Here is a 20,991-nt window from a genome sequence, read left to right on the forward strand (position 1 = left end):
CCACGCTACCCACGGCCCGGACAGCGGCCGATCGGACGGAAGTCATGCGACCACCACAAACGACGCGGGGACCTCCGTGTTCCCTCAACCAGGCATCAAAGGCGGCTCCCAGGGCGAAGGGCTCCCCCCGGGTGGCTCGTCCGCCGCTCCGTCAGATCCGGTCGCCCGGCGAGAGCCGGGCGTGCGCCTCGCGTGCGCGGCGCTCCGCCGTGGCCGCGGTGTACCGCTGGACCATCGCCAGGGAGTTCCAGCCCCCCACGCGCATCAGATCGAGTGGGTCGCCCCCCGCGTCCAGGAAGGACGTCGCCATCGTCGTACGGAAGCGGTGCGTGTGGACACCGGGGATGCCGGCCTCATCGGCCCGGCGTTTCAGCATCTGCAGAATGCCGGTCGTCGTGAGCCGCCGGTCCCCGCCGGCCGCCGTACGGCCGCGCTCGGGCAGCCACAGCCACGGGCTGCCGGCGTGACCGTGCCGCGCCCGCGCACGGAGATAGCGATCGATCGCCGCGGCGGTCTTCCGGCCGATGGGAGCCAGGTGCGTCCGCCCGCCCTTGAGGCGGATGCGCAGGACATGCTGGGACAGGAACACGTCGGTCAGCTCGGGGTCGTCGGGGTGGTAGCGCAGCCCGGCCAGTCCGGATCCGCGCATGCCGTTGTCGAGCAGCACCCGCATGATCGCCGTATCGCGCCGATCCTTGAAAGCCGTGCCCGAGCACGTCTTGAGCATGAGCCGCAGTTCGTCCTCGGTGAGGGGCTCGACCGGCCGGGTCACGACGGCCGGCGCGGCGACTCCGGCCATCGGCGAGGCGTCGAGCTCGTCCTCGTCGACCAGCCACTTGAACAGGACGCGGAGGTTGCGGAAGTGCTTGTGGGCGTCACCGGCGCTGCGTGACCGCGTCTCGCCACAGGGACACGGCCGGGTCTGCCCGTCGTCGAGCCAGCAGCCGTGCAGGCGGGTGGAGAAGAAGGCGCGCACGTGCTGAGCACGGATCTTTTCCAGCTGCCCGGGCATGTCATGCTTGTCCAGGTACTCGATCAGGAGACGCGCGGAGTGGAGGTAGCTCGTGATCGTGCCGGGTGCGAGCTTCTCACCTTCGAGTGCCAGCTGCCACGACGGGACCAGGTCTCGCAGGAGTGGGGATCTACCCATGGGGAAAGCTCCAAATCCGATGCTGTTTCATCGGTGTGCGGCTATGCTACCTTAGGCCAAGGTAACCAACCTTGCAGGTCATCCCCAAAAAACTGGCGCCCTTAGCTCAGCTGGATAGAGCATCGGACTTCTAATCCGACGGTCGGGGGTTCGAATCCCTCAGGGCGCGCTCCTCTCCCGGCCCATTCGGCCTCCGAACCGGCACGCGCTCGATCACGCATCCAGCCGTACGCCCCGATAGCCGCGGGATATACGCGGGATGATGTCGGACGCGTTTCCCCAGGTCGCGCGGCGCTTTCCGGGACCTCTGCGGGATGAAATCCACCCCGAGAACGCTGAAGGGTCCCGGAGTGATCCGAGACCCTGAGGCACAACCCGATGCGGCGAGGTTCGTGACCTATGATCTTTGGTCGAGAAGACCATCAAGTTCCAGGTCACCGGTTGGCGGGATCAAAGCGAAGACCTCCATCAGTCGGTATGAGGTATCCCATCCAGCGCTCTTCGGGCGCCGTGCCAGCGAGTTGGCCTGAATCAACGCTGCCTGATGTCTCGAAGCCGATCAAGCCGAGTTGAAACTGGACCTCGTCGAAGACGCTCGTGCCGATGGCGGCCAGCCAGTCGTCCAGGCTGCGCCGCCAATTCAACGAGGCCTCTCCGCTGTCCTCATCGAAGGGGAACCCGCCAATCCTCTCGTCAACACGCTCCAAGGCGCCCAAGGGCAGATAGAAGTCGAGCCAGTCTGGGCCGTCTTCCTCACGGATGGCCACGCATCCGCACACGACTCGGCGACCGGTCGGCAGCGTGACCGTGCCCCGTAGGTGAGAAAATTCCGCTAGTGATGCAACGGTACAGGGGACCTCGTCTTGCTCCTTGGGCTCACGATCACAACGGCTGTAGCAACCGTCGATGGCGGCAGCTCGCCAGAGGGCCGATAGCGCCAGTTGGAGGCGCTCATCGCTGGTATCACCAATCTCGATCGCCAGTTCGTAGTAGCCGCCAGACCAGTTCTCGCTGTCGGTAAATGCCGTTGGGGCGTGCATATCAGCTCCCCAGTGAAGCGGTTGCTGTGACGCAACGACTTTGCCGTAACAGATCACCGACTGACACCCCATTTCCGGGGAGCCAGACGAGAAGCAGATCCTCAGCTGAGGGCATCTTCTATCCGCCGGTTGGCGATCTCGCGTTGCCCGTCGATGCACTTGGCGTAGACGCGAAGCATGACGTCCACCCCGTGACCGGCCCGCTCGGCTGCTTCTGGCGCGTGGACCCCCGCGTTGAGCCAGAGGGACACGGCCGCGTGCCGCAGGTCGTACGGCCGGGCCGCGAGCGGCGAGGCGACCTGCTCGGGGATTCAAAGGGTAGCTTCGGGCCTCGCGCTCGCTGGAGTTGTCGCGAACTTCTCGAACTCAGCGACCATCTCGGTCAGGTTGCCGGGACCACACGCGCCCTGGAACAGCCGGCCGTCGCTTCTGATGTGGATCCAGTCACCCTCGGTCCGGTCGAGGGTTCGCCAGTCGAAGGTGTGGCCCTCAAGCTCGGTGCCGACGAGATTCACCGCTATGCTCCACCCCGGGTTGTCGAGCGTATCGATCTTGACGCCATAGGTGTGCTCCCATTCGTCGTCGCACTGAGCGGCATACCACCGCTGCAGGAAGCCGAAGGGATCATCGGTCATCGTGGCACCTCGGCATGCGGGACATCTACTTCTGATTCGACGGTCGAGGGCAGGCGTTCTGCGGGGGGACGGTGTACTTCGGGGGGTCGTCCGTGTTCCTGCCGTACCCCTGGCCGGTCCAGTAGATCCCTAATACAGCCTTCGGCGCCCCCGCCGACAGGACGATCGGAAAGTCCGAGACGTACTTCTGACCATCGAGTGTCCTTCCCTCGACCACCAGCTGCCACGTCTCTTCGTACGTGCCGGTGGCCGGTAGATGCACCGAGCGCTTCACGACGGGCCTGTCTCCGGGCAGGAGGCACTGCCCCAGGGCGTTCTTCAGAAGAGCCTCACACGTCCCGATGCTGCGCGCGAACTTGGAGCAGAAGCCGGCGACGCCGCTCTTGCCGACTCCGGCGACGACTTCCTGAAGGACTGATTCCGCCATCTCCGGCGTGAACACGACCGCAGGAGGTGGTTTCGGTTGCTCCGGCTCAAACGCGCAGCCGGCCATCAGCAGTGCGGCCACTACCGTCACCGCGATTCGACGCACGATCGGGAGCATGTGCCTCCTTCGGGGAATTCCTGGCCGTACACCACCGGCCTCTCGCGGATCTTTCTCTAGCCGGCCTCGGCCAGGAGGGCGCGGAGCGCCGGGTAGGTGATGGGCCGGGTCGGGCGGGTGCCCAGTTGGTCGAGGAGGACGCGGGAGCGGGAGAGCTCGGCCAGGTCGAAGATGGTGAGGGCCGGTGGGGCGGGGGCGGGAAGGGTGCGGAGCAGGAGGTCGGTCAGCGTACGGGCGAGGTGTTCGGTGGCGCTGCCGGTGGCGAGGCGGAGGCCGGTGTCGGCCAGGCCCGCGCGCAGGCGCTGCTGGAGGTGAAGGGCCTGGGTGAGGGTCGCGTAGGCGGCGGCGGGATCGGTGACGCGCTGGGCGGTGCCGAGTTCGTAGAGCACGGTGAACGCCTCCGCGTTGAAGCCGCCACGTTGGAGCAGGTCCGCGGCCTCGCTCAGCATGGCGGCGGCCTCGGTGGTCCGGCCGAGCAACCACAGCCGCATCCCCGCCTCGGCCTGGGCGCCGGCCCGGCCGCCGGGCAGGTTGGACAGGATGATCCTCGGCGGGCGGGTGCCGTCGTCCACCGTGACGGTGTGCCCTCGGGTACGGGCGTCCAGCACCTCCAGTGAGGCGAGGGTCATGCGGTACTGGCGGGCGGGGAAGGTGGGCATGCCCGCCGCTCGCTGCTCACCGTTGAGGATGCGGAAGTCCGTCCGGCCGATGACGTACTGGTGCCGGAGGGTCCGCATCGACGCGGCGCTTTCGAAGTCACCGGTCAGGGTGGCGTACTCGGCGGCCAGCAGGAGCAGCGAGCAGCGCACGTACGGCACCAGGTCCGGCCGGCCGAGATGCCGGTGCAGCTCCGCCAGGGCGTGTTCCGGCACCACCGGCTGGGTTTCCTCGGCGCGGGCGGCGATGAGTTCCACGCACAGGTTGTTGGCGCTGAGGTTGTGCAGGTCGTGCTTGGTCCACAGCTCACGGACCCTGCGCTGGCTCGCCAGCGCCCGTTCCCGCTGACCGAGGCTCCCTTCGAGGTAGGCGCGGAACCTGACGAGGTGGGCCTCGGCGAGGTCCAGCTCACGCCGCTGGGCGGGCCCGGGGTCGGGTAACGCGCGCGTCGCCTGCGCCAGCAGCTCCGACGCCGCGTCCAACCAGGCCTTGGCCGCCTGGCCCGGCCGTTTCTCGGCTTTCAGGAAGCGGGCCATCTCGGGATGCGGATCCTTGTCCTGGGCCGCGACCATGGCCTCGTCGCAGAGCGTGTGCACGAGGCCGAGACCGGGGCACGTCTTCCCGCGCACGTCCTCCTCGATCCACAGTTCCGCCACCATGCGCCGGTAGGCGGGCGTGCCGCCGAAGTAGTGGTGTGCCTCGATCCTGCGGAAGCGCCAGAGTGGCGGGTGCTTGCTGACGAACAGATGATGGAGCTGCGCGAGCAGTTCGAAGAACACCAGCCAGGCGGCGAACTCCGCGATCCCGCGGTCCCCTGAGACGATCCCGACGAGAAACGCCGTCCACCCTTTGCGTACGGCGAACCATTCGAAGACGGCGTGGATCGGCCCCAGGATCGGGACCCGGGTGACGGCGGCGACGGCGGGCAGGTGACTGTGCCCGGCCAGGAACAGCGCCAGGACGATCTCGTACCTGCCGAGCGACGAGTGCCGGTGCCAGAAGTCGACGATCGACGGCAGGAAACCGGCCGCGTAGGCGTACCAGACGAAGACCAGGGCGTAGACGATGCCCGTGCCGTCGCTCAGCAGCTTGCGGGCCCGTTCCCGCGGACTCAGCACGCGCGCCGACCAGACGTCGAGCCGGATCATCAACCCGATCAGCACCGCCGGGCCGATCAGGAGCACGGTGGGGACGGCCGAGCCGCTGTCCGCCGCCTTGAACCCCAGCAGTACGGCAAGCCAGGCGAACCAGGGGTAGATCACGAGCGGCAGGCGCAACAGACCCATGCGGGACATCATTGGGGAATGCCGGGCGAGGTGTGGCGAATTTCGTCAACTGACTGTGGCCAGGCGCCTACCCGGTCAGACTGTGCGGGTGCTGTTGTCGCCGGGCCAGCTCGGCCTCGGAATCGCCGTGCTCGGATTCGCCTGCTACCGGGTGGAGCGGCGCATCCGGCTGCGCAGACGCGGTGACTGGCGGGCGGTGTTCGAGGAGATCGCCGAGGTCCCCGGCGGCCTCGACGCGCGGCGGGCCCTCCTGTCCCTGCTGCACGCCTTCGCCGGGGCCGTGCTCGTCTCACTCCACCTGCCCGGCCCCGCCCTGGCCGTGTTCGGCCTGGCCATGGGGCTGGCGGGCTGGCCGGAGGCGGCGTGCGGCGCGGCCGTCGCGGCCGTGCTCCTGAGGCTCGGGCACGAGCCGCTGGTCTGGGCCACCCTGCCCCTACTGGCGGGGTACGGGACACGCCTGGCGCACTTCCTGCCGGAGCGGTGGCGGCCTCCGGAGCGGCGGCTCGCCCAGATCTCCCGGTTCGGCCCGTTCATCCGGCCGCCGCTGCCGATCGACCGGTTCTGGTCCATCGCCATGATGCTCACGACCGTGGCGCCGATGGTGGCGTCCGCCGTGCAAACCTGGTGGGACTGGGCGCTGCCGGCGTGCGCGTCGGCGCTCGCCGTGCAGATGGGCCTGCTCGACAGGGCGGTACGGCACGAGCACCGCGTGAGTATCCGGGTCCACCGGTTCGTCATGGCGTCCGGCAACGTGGTGGCGATGCTGGTGGCGGCGGGACCGGTGGGCGGCTGGTTCGCCGCGCGGTGGTCGGAGACCGGGTTCCTCACCGGCTGGCTCGGCGGCGCGCTGATCTGCGCGGTCCTGTTCGCGATCAGGTTGGTCGCGATCAGGTTCGTCTGGCCGGGGCGGCTGCGGGTGATGACCGCCCACTGGCTGTTCCCGTTCTGGGCGGTCGCGGTGTTCCACCCCACGCCCGGCGCGGTGGCCGCGCTGGCGCCGCTGTTGCTCGCCGAGACGTGCGTCGCGGCCCTCGCCGACCGCCCAATAGCCGCGAGGCTGACCGATCGTTACGCGGCTTTCATGATCCAGCTGAAGCCGGAGAACCGGATGAACGTGCTCGGCCCGTGGCTGTACGACGGGTTCCTGCGCGAGCCAGGCACCGCCGACTTCGGGCTGGTCAGGCGGTATCTCGGCATGGCCGTACACGCCTCGCTCGGTGGGTTCGTCGCGGGTCAGACCACGATCGTGAACAGGGATCCCGAGCTCAAGAAGCCGTTGGACGGCCTGCGCTGGATCGCTCTGGCCACGCAGGCGCTCTGGCTGGTGGACGAGGAGGTCACCCCGCGCGTCCCGGTGGACCTGCGGGAACCGCTGACCCGCGCCCGGTCGGCGATCGAGGCCGAACTGGTTCTCACGAAGGCCCTCGTGCTGACCTTCGGCCTGAAGTGGAACGACGCGCTGCGCGAATGGCGCGAGGCCGCCGTCCGGTACCGGTCGCTCGGCCTGCGCGCCGAGGAGGCCGCCTGCCGTGCCGGTACGGCCGACGTGCTGGACTGGCTGGGGCGTGCCGAGGACGCCCTGCGCGAGCGGGCGCGCATCCCCTCCGACGCTCCCGAGCCCGGCTGGGCCCTGCTGGACGAAAGGGTCCGCGACGGCCTTCGCGTGCTGTCAGCCGACCGGCAGGACCAGGCGGACCGGCCCCGCGTCGAGGCCGCGTGACAACGCGTCGAGATCGGCGGCGGGCACGGCGACGACAAGGGTGTCCTTGTCCGGGACGTCCAGTGCGAGCAGGCCGCCGAACATCCCCTTCGCCGTACGGAGGCTCACCACCTGGCCACGCTGGACCCGTACGGCGCCGACCGGCACGGTCGTCGCGACCCTGCCCGCCAGGGCCGCGCCCAGCGGAGGGCCGAGGTCGGACGGCGCCCCGCCCTTCGCCACCGGCGTCACCGTGTAGCGCCCGCTGAGCCGGCCCGCCCCCTCGCCTTCCAGGTCGGCCGGCACCAGAACGTGGAACGCCGGAAGGTCCCGCGTCGCGCGGATCTCCCCGGCGGGGCCCAGCGCCGGTGCCGTGACGGCCGCGCCCACTCCGGCGAGCACGACCACGCCCGCGAGCGACGACCGGACCGGAAACGCCCGTCCCGTACGCGCCGGAGCGGACGCGACGGGAACGGCCTTGACGGGCACCGGGTCACCCATGGTCACCAGCCTGGGCCTGGCCGGTTCGGGGGGCGGCGCGACGGACGCCGGATAGCGGAGGGCCGGGATCCGGTCGTAGTCGGGGGCGCCCCGGTACCAGAGCTTGCCGAGTTGTTCCCATTGGGCGCGTTCCTGGGCGGGGCTTTCCGGCAGGCGCAGCCGCATCGCCTCAAGCAGCAGGAACCGGTGCACGTCGAACGCCGAACGGATCAGCTGGGCGTACGGCCGGGCGGCCCGGACGGCCCCGCGGTAGCCGAGGATCGCGACGAGAGCCCCGCCCCAGACGCAGCACACGGCCCCGGCGCCCGGCAGGACCAGCACGGCGAGTGTCCCGCCCACGACGGCGAAGGCTCCGCCCAGGAAGCTGATCATCACCGCCGTCTCCATGGCCGCGGCGGCCTGGGCGAACGACGCGAGGAACGGGTCCGGCAGGACGGTGTAGAGCCGGGGCCAGACGGTCGTCGCGTCCATCCCGTACCGGTCGCCGTGCTCCTCGGCGGCACGCAGCACGTTGCCGAGCCGGGTCGGCAGGGTCCGCTGTGCCGTACGCGGATATCCGAGGAAGAGGTCGGCGTCGGCCGCGCGCCGCCCGCTCTGCGCGGCCAGATGCCGGGCCCGCAGCGCTTTCCGCAGCGGACGGAGCGGGGCCGAATCCGGCCAGTGGCCTTCGTACCAGCGGACCAGGCCCGGGCGGGCGACCGCGAGAAGCTGCCCGGCGAGTACGGTGACCAGCACCGCTCCGAGCACGAGCAGGATCCGGGTCTCCCCGGCGAGGCCGTTCCACCAGGTCAGCGTCCTCCCCCAGCCCGTGCCCGACGCGGCCACCGTGACCAGCGCCGCGAGGAACGCCATCAGCGGCATCCAGACCGAGGTGAGCTGCCGCCGGTCGAGGAAGGCGACGGCGCCGTCGAACAGCCCGCTCACCCGTCATTCCGTCCCGGAGTCGACGAGCCGATGCCCCTGGCCGCCGGGGCACGGAATCTCGGCTATCGGATACTCGTCCACTTCCGCCACGGTTCCGCAGACCTGGCACCTGACCCTGACCAGCCCTATCCGCGCCTCGGGCGTGCCGTACAGCTCCCAGTCGCCGTCCAGGACGGTGCCGATGGCGTCCCCGTCCTCCTCCAGGGCCCTGCGCAGTTCCGCCCTGATCAGCGCGGCGTCCAGCAGCCCGATCAGGCGGCCGTCCTCGACGACGAGCACGGCCGGCAGACCGTTGTTGATCAGTTCGAGTACGCCGGGCAGCGCCGAGAGCCCGCTGACCGGCGCGTCCGGGCCGATCTCCACCGCGAGCCCGCGTCCGGCCGGGCCCACCACCCAGCGGGGCCGTCCCGTGTCGTCGAGCACGACGAGCGTGGCGTCGGCACGATCGGGCGCCTCCTCCACCGTGGTCGTGTAGCCGGTGGCCATGAGCTCAGCCGCCGTCCGCATGCCGCCCCTTCCTAGTACCAGTCGCCGATGAGCACGAAAGCCGCCCAATAGTACGGATGCGCGTAGACGGCGCGGCCCAGATTCGGTGGTTCCGAGCCCGCGTGCAGCAACGCCCGCTGCCTGATCGTCTGAGCACTTCTCCGTACGGCGGGCTCACCGACCGTTTCGAGAGCCGTGTCGCAGGCCGCGACCGCCCTGCCGAAGTCGGCGGCCATCAGCCGGATCCGGGCCTCGGCGATCAGGAGCCGGGCCGCGGCCGGAGCCGGCAGCAGCGGCGCGACCGATTCGAGATAGGCCAGCACGTCGCCCGCGGTCGTCACGCGCAGCCGTTCCTGGGCGGCACGGAGCGCGTCGATGGCATGCTCGCCCGCGACCAGCCGCTCGTAGAAATGCCGGAAGAGCATCGTGGTCGCCAGCTCGTCGACGGTCCACAGACTGACCAGCACGGCGGGCGCGCCCGCGTGCAGCACCGAGCGGACCAGGCCGAGCAGTTCGTCGCCGGGCCGGGCCGCGGCGACGCCGGTCCGGCACGCCGCCAGCACGACCAGAGTCCTGGACAGTTTGAGCCTGAGAAACCGCTCGGCGGTGAACAGGCCGTCGGCGAGTACGACGCCCGAACGCATCGGAGCCGCCGCGTCGAAGACACCGTGCGCGCACACATGCAGGATGTCGGCCCCACCGACCCTGCGAACCAGCTCACCGCTGACCGCGCCCTCGCCGGCAAGGGTCTCGGTCTTGAACAGGCCGGTGAGCAGTTCCGCCTGGGCGGGCCCCAACATCAGCTCGGCCCCTCCCGGCGGGTCGGCGACGACGAGGGCCCGCTGCCGGCGGCCACCCCTGTTGCCCCGGCAGTACCGCAACACCGACGCGCTCGGCGCGTAGGCGACGGAATGCCCTGCCAGCTCAGAGCCGACGGCGTGCAGCGGAACCCGGTGCAGCGCGTCATGCGGAATCAGCCACACCCGGTCGCCCGGCCCCAGCCGGTTGGCGACCGGTTCGACCAGATCGGTGAGGAGCGGATCCGACAGCAGCTCCGTCACCCGGCCCAGCGCCTCCGGCCGCCGGGGCGCCGACTCCAGCATCCCGGTCAACTCGGCCACGTGCGCCCGTACGTCGCGCAGCGTGTGCGGCACTGCCACCAGCTCGGGCTCCGGATCGTCCGGATTGGCGATCATGATGACCGTCTGGCTCTCGGTCAGGAAGTACTCCGCCAGAAGCATCCGGCCCTCGGTCACGCGCGTTCTCCCGGCTTGACGGAACGTACATCCTCATCTGCGGAGCCGTTCCATCATTCCGGCCCATGGTCCGCGATGAAGGCATTTCCATCACTCCGATAGCCTCTACCGGTTCAGGTTCTCCCCGAAGAACCCGGCGATCCTTTCGACCGCGGGATCCACGTACTTCTCCTTGTCATAGAGATCGACGTGGCTGGCGCCGTCGATCCGGAAGATCTCCTTGGGGCCGGTGGCGCGCTGGAAGGCTTCGATGCTCATCCAGGACGTGACGGCGCGGGTGCCGACGATCATAAGCAGCGGCCGGCGCCCGATCAGCGGGATCGGCGCGAAGGCGTCGAAAGCCGCCATCCTGTCGATGCTGCTCCAGGTGAGAAAGCCCGCTGAGCGGGGGTGCCGGCCACGTTCGGTGCGGTAGTACTCGAAGCCCTCGGCACCGTGCTCTCCGCCGAGCGCATAGGCCTTCTCGACGGTGTCGGGGAAGAGGGTCAGCACCGGCGGTTCCTCGCCCCGTGCCTCAACGGTGCGGGCGTTGGCCGCGGCGTCCAGCATGCCGGCGAACACGGCCGGGTCCTGGGCGCCGTCGGCCCCCAGGCGGAACTGGCGGGCGACGTCGACGGCGCTGACGGTGGCGACGGCCTTGACGCGGCGGTCACCCGCGGTGGCCGAGAGGGCGTAGCCGCCGGAAGCGCAGATGCCGAGCATGCCGATGCGGTCCGGATCGACCTCACCGCGGCCGGTCAGGAAGGAGACGGCGGCCTTGAGGTCCTCGACGCGCTGCGCGGGGTCCTCCAGGCCGCGAGGTTCGCCGCCGCTCTCGCCCTGATAGGCCGCGTCGTAGGCGAGTGCGACGAACCCCCTTTCGGCCAATTGGCGGGCGTAGAGGCCGGCGGCCTGCTCCTTCACACCGGTGCCGGGGTGCCCGACGACGATCGCCGGACGCGGCCCAGTGGCCGGGGTGCCGGGAAGGTGGAGATGGCCGGCGAGCGGGATACCGGTGCTGCGGAAGGTGACGTCGATCTTCGCCATGGGGTTCTCCGTCCAGTGGTCGGCCCCGGCACGATGCCGGGCACGTGTCCACAGTCGTCGCAGCCCTGGACCGGCAGAAGCGGCGAGTTCCTGCCTGGGAAAAGACCTGCCCCCTCACCTTCGCCACCCAGGTCCGCACAATGGAGGACATGACCAGCACATCCGGCCCCGGCGAACTCGGCGCCTTCCTCAAGGCCCGCCGGGCCCAACTGGCCCCGCAGGATGTCGGCCTGCCCGAGCCGGACTCTCGGCGTAGGGTCGCGGGGCTCCGTCGTGAGGAGGTCGCCCAACTCGCCGCGATCAGCGTCGACTACTACATACGGCTGGAGCAGGGCCGTGTCCGGGCGTCCGCTTCGGTGCTCGCCACACTGGCCCGCGCACTGCGCCTCGACGACGACCAGCAGCGGTACCTGTACCAACTGGCCGGCAAGACCGACGCCCGGCCTCGCAGGCGCCGGCCCGCGCAACGCGTGCGCCCGGCCATGCGACGCCTGCTCGACCAGCTCACCGCAACCCCCGCCATCGTCTTGGGCAAACGGCTGGACATCCTCGAGTGGAACGCCGGCGCCGCCGCCTTGTACACCGACTTCTCGCAGTTTCCTGAGGATCGGCGCAACTACCTGTATCTGTTGTTCACCGACCCGATCATCCGGAGCATGCACCTGGAGTGGGAGCACGACGCCCGCGACGCCGTCGCCGCCCTGCGCATGGAGTCGGCGGCCGATTCCTCCGAGCCAGAGCTCGCCCGGCTCGTCGGCGAGCTGTCCGTGCGAGACGCCGACTTCCGTACCTGGTGGGCGGAGCACCGCGTCAACGATGCCGCCTACGGCACCAAGCGCTACCGGCATCGGCTGGTCGGCGACCTCACCCTCGACTGCGACACGTGGAGCAGTCCCGACGGCTCGGGACAGCGCCTCATGGTTCTCACCGCCGAACCCGGTTCGCCATCGGACGACGCGCTGCGCATCCTCACCTCGTGGGCGCCCGGGCAACCGAGCGGGAGTCTCTCGCCCGCTCGGTAGGCAGACGCCGGCGGACGGCAGCCGATCCCTCCTTCGGCTTCGGCGCGATGACGCCATGACCAACGAGATCTTGCCGGATGAGCGAGACGCGGCCCCGGCGATCGTCGAAGCGACGGGCGATCAGTGGACACCGCGGATGGTGCCGCCGTCCACCCGCAGGGTGGTGCCCGTGACGTAGTCGGCGAGCGGGCCGCTGAGATAGAGGACCGCGGCGGCGATTTCCTCGGGACGGCCCATCCGGCCGACGTCGTTGGGCACCAGCTCCTCGATGGCGTTGCGTTCGATGTCCTCCCACGTCTCGCCCCAACCGCGGGCCGGAGCAAGGCCGGTGAGGAACCGCTGGACGCTGTCGACCAGGATGGCGCCGGGAGCGACGGTGTTGGCCGTGATTCCGGTCCCCTTCAGCTCGCGGGCCAGCGAGACCACGAGGTTGTGGCGGGCGGCCAGTGTGGCGGTGTAGTGGGGCAGGTCCGCGCTCGGCTGCAGACCGAGCCCGCCGCCGATCTGGATGACGCGACCCCAGCCGCGCTCGTGCATGCGGGGAACCAGGCGCAGGATCATCCGGACTCCGGAGATCACGTTGACCTCGTAGGTGTGGCTCCAGTCCCCGGCGGTGGCCTCCTTCCATGAGCGGTGGGGGTAGGCGCCGGCGTTGTTGACCAGGATGTCTATTGGGCCGCCGGCCAGCGCGGCCTCGGCCACGATGTCGGCGCCGTCGTCGGTGGCCAGGTCTCCGACCGCGGTGTGAGCCCGGCCGCCGGCTGTCCGGATGGCGGCGGCGACGGTTTCGGTGCGCAGGCGGTCACGGCCGTGCACGACGACCTCGGCGCCTTCGGCGGCCAGGGCCCTGGCGATGGCTTCGCCGAGGCCGGAGCTGGAGCCGGTGACCAGGGCACGCTTGCCCCTCAGTTGAAGATCCATCTCATCCTCGCATCGTGGTCCGGGCGGCGAGACGCACCGCGTCCGATGTCTACAGTCGTAGACTTACTTGAAAGTATACAGTCGTAGATATGAGTGACACCGCCGGGCCCACCTCTCCCCTGAGCCGATCCGAGCCGCAGGGACCCACCCCGGGCAGACGCAGGCGCGACGCCGCCGCCACCCGGCAGGCCATCCTCGACGCGGCGGTCCCCGCCTTCACCCGGTACGGCTACGACGGAGTGGGCGTCCGCGACATCGCGGAGAGCGCGGGCGTGACCGCGATGCTCATCAACCGCTACTTCGGATCGAAGGAACGGCTGTTCGCCGAGGCCGTCGACGTGGCCTTCGCGCCGCGCACGGTGATCGCGGGCACCGGCGTGGAACTGGCCGGAAAGACGGCGCGGGCGCTGGTGGCGCGGACAGCGCCGGAGGCGGAGGAACTCGGGCCGTTCCTGCTCATGCTGAGGTCGGCGGCCAATCCCAGAGCCGCGCAGATCATGCGCGAGGCGATCGGGCGGCATGCCGGGCGGCACCTCGACGAGGAGCTGTCCGGTACCGCCACCGGCGTCCGGGCGGAGCTGATGCTCTCCCTACAGGCGGGAGTGTGGCTCATGCGCAGCGTTCTGGGCACGCCGGCACTGACCCAGGGGCAGCCGGAGACGCTTGCCCGGTGGATCGAATCGCTCTTTCAGGTGCTGGTGACACCCGCTACCGCCGCATCACCGCGGCCGGAACCAGGAGCAGGATCGGGGCCATGAAGGATCGGCACGCCGCTCCTGGACTGCCGACTGCCGTCACGACCGCCTGTCACGGGCCTGCACGCCACCACCGCGCAGGGTCAGCGCGCCTGTGGGGTGCCGACGCCTCGCAGCAGCGTGTCGACCACGACGTCGGCGGCCTGCGCGGCGCTCAACTCGGACAGCTCCTCGGCGGCCTGCTCCAGCAGCGGCGGCAGGACCGCGGCCACCCAGCCGGGCGGCAGGTCGGAGCGCAGCAGGCCCTCGTCGGCGGCGCGCCGCAGGAAGGCGTCGACCTCGTCGATCAGGCGGCGGCGGCGCTCGCGAATCGTCACGTCGCGAAGCATGCGGCTCGTTTCCACGGGCCACTTGCGGTTGGCGGCGATGATGCCCTCGACGTAGCGATGCAGTGCGACCGCGACCGGGGCCTCGCGTAGCCTGGCGGCCTCGATGGCCTTCTCGACCGCGTCGTAGCGTGCCCCGTAGACGGCGGCCATGAGGTCCTCACGGGAGGCGAAGCGGCGGTAGACGGTACGGCGGTCCACTCCTGCCGCAGCCGCGATGGCGGCGATGGTCGCCGACGGGTCGTCGGCGAGCATGCGGGCGCCCGTGCTCAGGACCCGTTCCAGGTTACGTGTCGCGTCTGCTCTCACCCGCCTAAGTGTTACATCCATGAGGCACTTAGAGTGCCGGACCGATGCCGCCTGTCTCTCTGTAGCACATGAAGGGGTTCATGCCCCATTGGCGCGAACATTGCTCCACTAAGTGCTACATTGTTGAGACAGTTATCCCGACCGCGGAGGAAACACCAATGGCCAGGACATGGCTCATCACCGGCGCGTCACGCGGCCTCGGACGCCGCCTCACCGAGGCCGTCCTGGAAGCGGGCGACCATGTCGTCGCCACCGCACGCAGCCCCAGGCAACTCGACGACCTGGTGGCCCGCCACGGCGACCGGATACGAGCGGTCGCACTCGACGTCACCGACGCCGCCGCGGCCTCCCGGGCGGTCAAGGAGGCCACCGACACCTTCGGCAGCCTCGACGTGGTGGTCAACAACGCCGGTTACGGCAACAGCGCACCGATCGAAGAGATGGCCGAAGACGACTTCCGCGCCCAGATCGAGACCAACCTCTTCGGCGTCGTGAACGTCACACGGGCCGCCCTGCCCGTCCTGCGCAACCAGCGATCGGGAGTCTTCGTACAGTTCTCCTCCATCGGAGGACGCGTCGGCGGCACCCCCGGAATGGGCGCCTACCAGACCGCGAAGTTCGCCGTCGAAGGCTTCTCCGAAGTCCTCGCCAGCGAGGTCGCGCCCTTCGGCATCAAGGTCATCATCATCGAGCCGGGTGCGTTCCGCACCGATTGGCAAGGCTCCTCCATGGAGATCCACCCCGTCGGGCCCGAGTACGAGCAGACCGTGGGCGCCATCCACCGCTACCGGCGCGACACCGACGGCACCCAGCCCGGCGACCCGGCCCGCGCCGCCAGGATCATCGTCGATGTCGTCCGCGACGACGACCCACCCCGACGGCTCCTCCTCGGCAGCGACGCCCTCGCCTCCGCCCGGAAAGCCGCCGAGATCCGCGCCGCGGAGACCGAGAAATGGGCTGACGTGAGCCGCTCGGCCGACTACCCCGCCGACGAACGTCAGCCATCACTCCCATAGCGCGGCCGCTGTGACTGATGACTCGTTACCTGAGCCGACCGACGCGCCGTACGCGGGGCACGCTGAAGGCGAGAACCAGATCCGGCTCCCGCCTTGGCGCAGAGCCATGACGGTCTGCCGCAACGCACGATCGTGCCCACCGTGGACGGTGGCGGCGCTGCGACCGCTGTGCGCCTCACGGGCGAGTTCGAGCAGGTTGCGGACGAGCGCGGTCAGCGAAACCTTGGTCATGACTGCGGCGCGCGACGGTCCCGCCGCGCCTCCAGCTCTTCCGGGCTGACCACGGTCAGCATCGGCTGCCCGGGCGCGCAGAACATCGTCACCACGAACGCCGACTCCTCGTCTGCCAGATGGTTGCCGTCCTGGTAGTGGATCACGTCACCACCGGGCTCCCAGAACGCCTCACCGGCCCGGACGACCCGTACGGGCTCTCCTTCGAGCTCGAAGTTGACGGCCCCCTTGACCACGTACCCGTACGCGGGCCCGGAGTGCCGGTGAGGTGGCGCACCAGGGCTGTTCGGCGGCAACGTGACCAGGATCGTCATCGCCTCGGCCCCCTCCGGCGCGGGCGGCGCTCCCGGCACGGTGGCGACCACGTCGAGCTTCGGCGGCGGCCCGCTCTTGTCGGGGTTCTCGAGGTGGTGAGCGTGCGCGTGATCGGTGCTCATCAGGCTTCCTTGCTGGACGGTGGCCGGCTCGATCCGGCCGTGTACCAGCTCAGACCGGACAGCACCCCGATGCGTGACAACGCCCGGAACAGTTCGCCCCGTTCGAGGTAGCGCAGCGCCGGGGCGCCCCTTTTTGGCATTTGTCATCGCGGTGATCCGCGAGGCCCATGTCGATCCGGTGGCATCGACGACTACAGCGGGAAGCGGCGCAGAACCCACCCTTGAGCCATGACGACGGACGTGCGGGAAACGGCGGTCGCCCTGGACGTGGCGATCGCGGCGACCGAGCTCAGGCAGAGGTACGGCGAGTTCGAAGCGGTCAGGGGCGTTTCGCTGACCGTCCGCAGGGGTGAGCTGTTCGCCCTGCTCGGCACCAACGGCGCCGGGAAGACCACGACGATGGAGGTCCTGGAGGGCTACCGCCCCGCCACCTCCGGCGTCGTGGAGGTGCTGGGGATCGATCCGTACCGCAGGCGCCGGGCGCTCAGCCCGCGGGTCGGGATCATGCTGCAGGAGAACGGCTTCCTCTCCGACCTGACGGTGGCCGAGACCATCGGGCTGTGGCGTGACCTGCACGCGAACCCCCGTTCTCTGGACGAGTCGCTGGAGCTGGCCGGGCTGGCGGACAAGGCGCGGGTCAGGGTACGGCAGTTGTCCGGCGGCCAGAAGCGCAGGCTCGACCTGGTGCTGTCGATCATCGGCCGTCCCGAGGTGGTGTTCCTGGACGAGCCCACGACCGGGATGGACCCCGAGGCGCGCCGGACCACCTGGGGCCTGATCCGCGACCTGGTGACGGACGGCACGACCATCCTGCTCACCACGCACTACCTGGAGGAGGCCGAGCATCTCGCGAGCCGGCTCGCCGTCATGCACGAGGGCGAGATCCGGGTCGAGGGGACGCTGGAGGAGGTCGTCGGCAGGCACGGCGACCGCGTCTCCTTCCGGCTGCCGCCGGAGATCCCCCTGGACGCCCTTCCGCTGATCGGCGGCCACACCCCCGGCGTCGCCCTGGCGGGCGGAACTCCCGTCGTCACGTACACCGTCACCGGCGGCGACCAGGCCACGCGGGCCCACGAGGCGCTGGTGCCGCTGTTCGCCTGGGCCGCGGAGCGCGGCGTCGCGCTCGAACGGCTCGCCGTCCGGACCGCCTCACTTGAGGACGTCTTCCACTCCGTGGTGAAGGAGACCGCATGAACGACGTGGCGCAGGCGGTGCGGCTGGCCCGCGTCGACCTCACCCTTGTCTTCCGCAACCGTACGGCCTTCGTGAACGCCGTCCTGCTGCCGCTGCTGATCGCCGGCGCGCTGGCGTCCAACGGCGTCGGCGAAGGGACCGCCGGCATCCCGGGGACGCAGTACGTGATGACCGGGATGATGGCCTTCATCCTGGTCTTCGCGACGTTCATGAACCTCGCCGGCTTCTACACCTCCCGCCGCGAGGAGATGGTGCTGAAGCGCCTGCTCGGCGGGCCGGCCACCAGGACGGCCGTCCTCGGCGGCAGCGCCCTCGGCGCGACGGCCGTGTATCTCGGCCAGGTGATCATCCTCTGTGTGCTCATGTCCGCCGCCATGGGCACCAGTGCCCCGGCCGACATCCTGCTGCTGCTGCTCGCCGCGCTTCTCGGCGCGGCCTTCTTCTCCCTGCTCGCCATGGCCGTCTCCGGCCTGTCCTCCACCGGGGAGATGGCGCAGATCGCGACGCTGCCGGTCGTGCTGCTCCTGGTCGGCGGCTCGCCGGTGATGCTGCCACCGGAGATGCTGCCGCCGGCCCTGCGCACCGCGATCGAGTTCCTGCCGATGACGCCCATCGTGGAGACCATGCGGACCGCCTACCTGGGGCTGGACTACATCGGCGCCGGTCACGAGCCGCTCGGCCCTCTGGAGCGCTGGGGCGCCGCCCTGCCCTCCCTGGGCCTCCTCGTCGTGTGGATCGCGGTCGCCGCCCTGCTGGCCCGGGCGTTCTTCCGCTGGGATCCGCGCCGGGGCTGATGGGTAAGGTTGGGCCATGAACGCCGGGATCAAGCGGGCGCGTCACATCACCTTCTGGACCCTGGCCCTCGAGTTGGTGTTCGCGTGGCTCGGCCCGGTGATCCAGATCGTGGTGAGCAGAACCGAGGGCGGGGGCGGCTGGAGCCGTCTCGTCCTCGTGGCCGTGGGTCTTCCGATCTTCAGCTGGCTGTTCCTCCGCATCGTCCGCGCCGCCGTCGACGGCCGGTACGCCGCACGCGAGGTCGTCGCCTCCGGCGCGCTCGCCCTGGTGATGATCGTCCTTGGGGCGGTCCTCATGGCTGATGTTCCCGGCGTCGCGTCCGCGATGCTGCCGTTCTCCTGGAGCACGCTGACCACGACGTGGACCGGGGTGGCGGTGCTCGGCGTGAGCGCGCGGGCCGCCGTGGCGCTGACGGCGGGCGCCGCGGGCGTCTACGTCGCGCTCGACTTCCTGTTGCTTCCCGGCTTCGGCGAGCAGCGCGCCGAGCTCTTCCTCTATCTGCCGATGCTGGCGCTGCTGCCCTACAGCAACCGGCTCTGGCTGTGGATCTACCGCATGGTCATCCAGGTCCACGAGGGCAGGAAGGCGCAGGCCGAGCTCGCCGTGACGGAGGAGCGCCTCCGGTTCGCCCGGGACCTGCACGATCTGGTCGGCCACAGCCTCTCCGCCATCGCGGTCAAGAGCGAGCTCGCGGTCAAGCTCGCCCGCGTGGCCCCCGACCAGGCGACGGAGGAGATGACTGCGGTACGCGGACTGGCCAAGGACGCCCTGCGGGAGATCCGGGAGGCCGTGCGGGGCTACCGCGCCATCGACCTGTCCGCCGAGCTGGGCAGTGTGCGTGCCGTGCTGGAGGCGGCGAACATCCGGTGCACCCTCGAACTGCCGGAGCGGACACCGCCGGGCGAGGCGGCCACGCTGCTCGCGTGGGTGGTCAGGGAGGGCGCCACCAACACGCTGCGGCACAGCGCCGCGACCCGGTCCCGCGTCACGCTGAGGCTGACCGGCGCGACGGCGGTGCTGGAGATGGTCAACGACGGGGTCGGCGGCCAGAGCACCGACGACGGCGGCACCGGTCTCATCGGGCTGAGCGAGCGGCTGACCGCCGCCGGCGGCAGCCTGACCGCCCGGCCGACCGGTTCGGGCGAGTTCGTCCTGCGAGCCGTCGTGCCGACCACCGACCGCGCGCACGTCCTCACCGAGGCGGTGGCCCGATGACCGACCCGATGATCCGCATCCTGCTCGCCGACGACGAGCACCTCATCCGCGGCGCGATCGCCACCCTGCTCGGGCTGGAGCCCGACTTGCAGGTCGTCGCCCAGGTGAGCCGGGGTGACGAGGTGGCACCCGCCGTGCGGGAGCACCGGCCCGACGTCGTGGTGCTGGACATCGAGATGCCCGAGATGGACGGCCTCACCGCCGCCGAGGGACTGCCGGGCCAAGCGATGATCATCTTGAGCAGCTTCGGGCGGCCGGGATATCTGCGGCGGGCGCTGGCCGCCGGGGTGCGCGGCTTCATCCCGAAGGACGCCTCGGCCGACGAGCTGGCCACGGCCATCCGCAAGGTGCACGCCGGAGGGCGTTACCTCGACCCGGAGATGGCGGCGTCGGCGATGATGGCGGGCGACAGCCCGCTGACCGACCGCGAGCGCGGCGCGCTGTCGCTGGCGGCCGAGGGCGCGTCGGTGCGGCAGATCGCCACGGCGCTGCACCTGACCGAGGGGACCGTGCGCAACTACCTGTCCAGCGCCGTCACGAAGCTCGGCGCGACCAACCGGATCACCGCGATCCGCGCCGCCCAGGAGAAAGGCTGGCTCTGACGTCCTCCCCCGTCCGGCCGGCGGCAGAGCCCGCCCGCCGGTCCTCCCTCACTCCGTACGCCGTCGACCGGAAGAGGAACGAGGCCCACGAGCGGTAGGGCCGCCAGGCGTCGGCGACCTTCCGGTACGCGCTCGCCGTGGCGTCCTGCGGCAGCCCGTACGCCTCGCGGAGAATCGCGAACAGGCGCGGTTCGTCGCCCGGGAACGCGTCGGGTGCCCCCGCGCCCCTGATCAGGATCAGTCCCGCGGAGAACGGCCCCACACCGGGCAGGGCGCGAAGCTCGGCCAGCGCCTCCGGCGGGTCGAGCGCGCGCAGGTGCTCGGTGGTCAGCACGCCGTCGAGCGCCGCGCGGGCCAGGCCACGCAGCCACTCCTCCTTCTGCTCGGGCAGGCCGAGTCCGTCGGCGTTCACCAGCGACACGGGCGGCGGGAAGGCGGTGTACGCCCGGCCGTCCAGCTCGACCGTGGCGCCGTACCGCTCGGCGATGCGCTGTTTGAGCCGGGACGCGATGAGCATCGACGAACGCTGCACGATCACCGCCCAGCAGGCGGCCTCCCACGGGCTCCAGAAGCACAGCGGCCGCAGGCCGGGGCTGCGGCGCTGCAACTCCCCGAGCACCGGGTCGGACTCGCCGATCTCGGCGAAGCCCGAGCCGTCGACGTCCAGGGACAGGATGCGGGCCACCTCACCTCGGATCGCCGGCCCCGCGGGCCTGGTCGTCCGTACGGCTACCCCGCCCCGCGCGGCGGTCACCGCCACGCCGATCGGCAGCCAGTCGGCCTCGGCGCAGTAGGCGAAGCGCAGCGTCCTGCCGTCGGAGGGCAGCCCGCTGGTGACCGGCCAGTCCTCGACGAACCGGAGCGTCGCGTCGAAGTCGAACGGGCCCGTGGCGGTGAGCGTGAATTCATGCCCGGTCATGCGGGACATCGTACGGACACGGACCGACAACCCGGCACGCCGTAC

The 20,991-nt window shown here is 70.5% G+C and carries 23 protein-coding genes and 1 tRNA gene; 9 read left to right on the top strand and 15 right to left on the bottom strand.

The window, feature by feature from the left end:
- Positions 1-151 precede the first annotated feature (151 nt).
- The gene (locus tag HHX33_RS06255; RefSeq protein ID WP_182873754.1) at positions 152-1,150 is read right to left on the bottom strand and encodes a tyrosine-type recombinase/integrase; all 999 of its coding nucleotides are present in this window, start codon (positions 1,148-1,150) and stop codon (positions 152-154) included.
- A gap of 95 nt (positions 1,151-1,245) precedes the next feature.
- On the opposite strand from HHX33_RS06255, the gene HHX33_RS06260 reads away from it, so the two are divergent.
- Positions 1,246-1,319 (top strand) — tRNA-Arg (locus HHX33_RS06260).
- Positions 1,320-1,584: 265 nt separating this feature from the next.
- On the opposite strand, the gene HHX33_RS06265 is transcribed toward HHX33_RS06260, so the two are convergent.
- From HHX33_RS06265 to HHX33_RS06285, 5 genes are all read right to left on the bottom strand, one after another.
- Positions 1,585-2,190, bottom strand: a complete 606-nt coding sequence (locus tag HHX33_RS06265) for a hypothetical protein (RefSeq protein ID WP_182873755.1) — start codon at positions 2,188-2,190, stop codon at positions 1,585-1,587.
- Between the two features lie 101 nt (positions 2,191-2,291).
- Positions 2,292-2,441 (bottom strand): hypothetical protein, encoded by a 150-nt coding sequence (locus HHX33_RS37660; protein WP_396784250.1) that lies wholly within the window; start codon positions 2,439-2,441, stop codon positions 2,292-2,294.
- A 60-nt stretch (positions 2,442-2,501) separates the two neighbouring features.
- Positions 2,502-2,825: an immunity 53 family protein gene (locus tag HHX33_RS37665; RefSeq protein WP_182873756.1), complete on the bottom strand. Its 324-nt coding sequence runs from the start codon at positions 2,823-2,825 to the stop codon at positions 2,502-2,504.
- 25 nt (positions 2,826-2,850) lie between these two features.
- Positions 2,851-3,369 (bottom strand): hypothetical protein, encoded by a 519-nt coding sequence (locus HHX33_RS06280; RefSeq protein WP_182873757.1) that lies wholly within the window; start codon positions 3,367-3,369, stop codon positions 2,851-2,853.
- A 56-nt stretch (positions 3,370-3,425) separates the two neighbouring features.
- Complete coding sequence (locus HHX33_RS06285) at positions 3,426-5,312, bottom strand: hypothetical protein (protein ID WP_182873758.1); 1,887 nt, start codon at positions 5,310-5,312, stop codon at positions 3,426-3,428.
- 88 nt (positions 5,313-5,400) lie between these two features.
- On the opposite strand from HHX33_RS06285, the gene HHX33_RS06290 reads away from it, so the two are divergent.
- Complete coding sequence (locus tag HHX33_RS06290; RefSeq protein ID WP_182873759.1) at positions 5,401-7,032, top strand: hypothetical protein; 1,632 nt, start codon at positions 5,401-5,403, stop codon at positions 7,030-7,032.
- Here HHX33_RS06290 and HHX33_RS06295 read toward each other — a convergent pair.
- The 4 genes from HHX33_RS06295 to HHX33_RS06310 form a co-directional block, all read right to left on the bottom strand.
- Positions 6,982-8,436 carry a hypothetical protein gene (locus HHX33_RS06295; RefSeq protein ID WP_182873760.1) on the bottom strand — a complete coding sequence of 485 codons (1,455 nt, stop codon included), beginning with the start codon at positions 8,434-8,436 and terminating at the stop codon, positions 6,982-6,984. The two genes, HHX33_RS06290 and HHX33_RS06295, sit on opposite strands and share 51 nt — an antisense overlap.
- Before the next feature lie 3 nt (positions 8,437-8,439).
- Positions 8,440-8,943: a hypothetical protein gene (locus HHX33_RS06300; RefSeq protein WP_182873761.1), complete on the bottom strand. Its 504-nt coding sequence runs from the start codon at positions 8,941-8,943 to the stop codon at positions 8,440-8,442.
- An 11-nt stretch (positions 8,944-8,954) separates the two neighbouring features.
- Positions 8,955-10,178: a CHAT domain-containing protein gene (locus tag HHX33_RS06305; RefSeq protein ID WP_182873762.1), complete on the bottom strand. Its 1,224-nt coding sequence runs from the start codon at positions 10,176-10,178 to the stop codon at positions 8,955-8,957.
- Between the two features lie 105 nt (positions 10,179-10,283).
- Positions 10,284-11,204 (bottom strand): alpha/beta hydrolase, encoded by a 921-nt coding sequence (locus HHX33_RS06310; RefSeq protein WP_182873763.1) that lies wholly within the window; start codon positions 11,202-11,204, stop codon positions 10,284-10,286.
- A gap of 149 nt (positions 11,205-11,353) precedes the next feature.
- Between HHX33_RS06310 and HHX33_RS06315 the strand changes: the two genes are divergently transcribed.
- The gene (locus HHX33_RS06315; RefSeq protein ID WP_182873764.1) at positions 11,354-12,226 is read left to right on the top strand and encodes a helix-turn-helix domain-containing protein; all 873 of its coding nucleotides are present in this window, start codon (positions 11,354-11,356) and stop codon (positions 12,224-12,226) included.
- A 120-nt stretch (positions 12,227-12,346) separates the two neighbouring features.
- Here the strand turns inward: HHX33_RS06315 and HHX33_RS06320 are convergent, their stop codons facing one another.
- A complete protein-coding gene (locus HHX33_RS06320) occupies positions 12,347-13,147 on the bottom strand; it encodes an SDR family NAD(P)-dependent oxidoreductase (protein WP_182873765.1) in 801 nt (266 codons plus the stop codon).
- Positions 13,148-13,236: 89 nt separating this feature from the next.
- On the opposite strand from HHX33_RS06320, the gene HHX33_RS06325 reads away from it, so the two are divergent.
- Positions 13,237-13,905: a TetR/AcrR family transcriptional regulator gene (locus HHX33_RS06325; RefSeq protein ID WP_182873766.1), complete on the top strand. Its 669-nt coding sequence runs from the start codon at positions 13,237-13,239 to the stop codon at positions 13,903-13,905.
- Between the two features lie 80 nt (positions 13,906-13,985).
- Here HHX33_RS06325 and HHX33_RS06330 read toward each other — a convergent pair whose 3' ends face one another.
- Positions 13,986-14,537 (bottom strand): TetR/AcrR family transcriptional regulator, encoded by a 552-nt coding sequence (locus HHX33_RS06330; protein ID WP_182873767.1) that lies wholly within the window; start codon positions 14,535-14,537, stop codon positions 13,986-13,988.
- Positions 14,538-14,695: 158 nt separating this feature from the next.
- On the opposite strand from HHX33_RS06330, the gene HHX33_RS06335 reads away from it, so the two are divergent.
- Positions 14,696-15,553, top strand: a complete 858-nt coding sequence (locus tag HHX33_RS06335) for an oxidoreductase (protein ID WP_182873768.1) — start codon at positions 14,696-14,698, stop codon at positions 15,551-15,553.
- A 227-nt stretch (positions 15,554-15,780) separates the two neighbouring features.
- Here HHX33_RS06335 and HHX33_RS06340 read toward each other — a convergent pair whose 3' ends face one another.
- Together HHX33_RS06340 and HHX33_RS06345 are read right to left on the bottom strand one after the other, a co-directional pair.
- Positions 15,781-16,221, bottom strand: a complete 441-nt coding sequence (locus tag HHX33_RS06340; protein WP_182873769.1) for a cupin domain-containing protein — start codon at positions 16,219-16,221, stop codon at positions 15,781-15,783.
- The gene (locus HHX33_RS06345) at positions 16,221-16,361 is read right to left on the bottom strand and encodes a hypothetical protein (RefSeq protein ID WP_182873770.1); all 141 of its coding nucleotides are present in this window, start codon (positions 16,359-16,361) and stop codon (positions 16,221-16,223) included. The genes HHX33_RS06340 and HHX33_RS06345 overlap by 1 nt, the downstream gene beginning before the upstream one ends.
- Before the next feature lie 88 nt (positions 16,362-16,449).
- On the opposite strand from HHX33_RS06345, the gene HHX33_RS06350 reads away from it, so the two are divergent.
- The 4 genes from HHX33_RS06350 to HHX33_RS06365 are packed head-to-tail and all read left to right on the top strand — an operon-like array spanning position 16,450 to position 20,027.
- Complete coding sequence (locus tag HHX33_RS06350; protein ID WP_182873771.1) at positions 16,450-17,415, top strand: ABC transporter ATP-binding protein; 966 nt, start codon at positions 16,450-16,452, stop codon at positions 17,413-17,415.
- Complete coding sequence (locus tag HHX33_RS06355) at positions 17,412-18,209, top strand: ABC transporter permease (RefSeq protein ID WP_182873772.1); 798 nt, start codon at positions 17,412-17,414, stop codon at positions 18,207-18,209. The genes HHX33_RS06350 and HHX33_RS06355 overlap by 4 nt, the downstream gene beginning before the upstream one ends.
- Before the next feature lie 16 nt (positions 18,210-18,225).
- Entirely contained in the window at positions 18,226-19,425 is a 1,200-nt protein-coding gene (locus tag HHX33_RS06360; protein ID WP_182873773.1) for a sensor histidine kinase, read from the top strand.
- Positions 19,426-19,433: 8 nt separating this feature from the next.
- Complete coding sequence (locus tag HHX33_RS06365; protein ID WP_182873939.1) at positions 19,434-20,027, top strand: response regulator transcription factor; 594 nt, start codon at positions 19,434-19,436, stop codon at positions 20,025-20,027.
- On the opposite strand, the gene HHX33_RS06370 is transcribed toward HHX33_RS06365, so the two are convergent.
- The gene (locus HHX33_RS06370) at positions 19,987-20,946 is read right to left on the bottom strand and encodes a DNA-3-methyladenine glycosylase family protein (RefSeq protein WP_182873774.1); all 960 of its coding nucleotides are present in this window, start codon (positions 20,944-20,946) and stop codon (positions 19,987-19,989) included. The genes HHX33_RS06365 and HHX33_RS06370 overlap by 41 nt on opposite strands.
- Between the last annotated feature and the right edge of the window lie 45 nt (positions 20,947-20,991).

The organism is Microbispora sp. H10670 (assembly GCF_014161385.1).
Lineage (GTDB): Bacteria > Actinomycetota > Actinomycetes > Streptosporangiales > Streptosporangiaceae > Microbispora > Microbispora triticiradicis.

Coding starts and splice junctions, on each gene's coding strand:
- HHX33_RS06255 (WP_182873754.1), bottom strand. CDS start 1,150: ATGGGTAGATCCCCACTCCTGCGAGACCTGGTCCCGTCGTGGCAGCTG.
- HHX33_RS06265 (WP_182873755.1), bottom strand. CDS start 2,190: ATGCACGCCCCAACGGCATTTACCGACAGCGAGAACTGGTCTGGCGGC.
- HHX33_RS37665 (WP_182873756.1), bottom strand. CDS start 2,825: ATGACCGATGATCCCTTCGGCTTCCTGCAGCGGTGGTATGCCGCTCAG.
- HHX33_RS06280 (WP_182873757.1), bottom strand. CDS start 3,369: ATGCTCCCGATCGTGCGTCGAATCGCGGTGACGGTAGTGGCCGCACTG.
- HHX33_RS06285 (WP_182873758.1), bottom strand. CDS start 5,312: ATGGGTCTGTTGCGCCTGCCGCTCGTGATCTACCCCTGGTTCGCCTGG.
- HHX33_RS06300 (WP_182873761.1), bottom strand. CDS start 8,943: ATGCGGACGGCGGCTGAGCTCATGGCCACCGGCTACACGACCACGGTG.
- HHX33_RS06310 (WP_182873763.1), bottom strand. CDS start 11,204: ATGGCGAAGATCGACGTCACCTTCCGCAGCACCGGTATCCCGCTCGCC.
- HHX33_RS06315 (WP_182873764.1), top strand. CDS start 11,354: ATGACCAGCACATCCGGCCCCGGCGAACTCGGCGCCTTCCTCAAGGCC.
- HHX33_RS06320 (WP_182873765.1), bottom strand. CDS start 13,147: ATGGATCTTCAACTGAGGGGCAAGCGTGCCCTGGTCACCGGCTCCAGC.
- HHX33_RS06325 (WP_182873766.1), top strand. CDS start 13,237: ATGAGTGACACCGCCGGGCCCACCTCTCCCCTGAGCCGATCCGAGCCG.
- HHX33_RS06335 (WP_182873768.1), top strand. CDS start 14,696: ATGGCCAGGACATGGCTCATCACCGGCGCGTCACGCGGCCTCGGACGC.
- HHX33_RS06340 (WP_182873769.1), bottom strand. CDS start 16,221: ATGAGCACCGATCACGCGCACGCTCACCACCTCGAGAACCCCGACAAG.
- HHX33_RS06345 (WP_182873770.1), bottom strand. CDS start 16,361: ATGCCAAAAAGGGGCGCCCCGGCGCTGCGCTACCTCGAACGGGGCGAA.
- HHX33_RS06350 (WP_182873771.1), top strand. CDS start 16,450: ATGACGACGGACGTGCGGGAAACGGCGGTCGCCCTGGACGTGGCGATC.
- HHX33_RS06355 (WP_182873772.1), top strand. CDS start 17,412: ATGAACGACGTGGCGCAGGCGGTGCGGCTGGCCCGCGTCGACCTCACC.
- HHX33_RS06360 (WP_182873773.1), top strand. CDS start 18,226: ATGAACGCCGGGATCAAGCGGGCGCGTCACATCACCTTCTGGACCCTG.
- HHX33_RS06365 (WP_182873939.1), top strand. CDS start 19,434: ATGATCCGCATCCTGCTCGCCGACGACGAGCACCTCATCCGCGGCGCG.
- HHX33_RS06370 (WP_182873774.1), bottom strand. CDS start 20,946: ATGACCGGGCATGAATTCACGCTCACCGCCACGGGCCCGTTCGACTTC.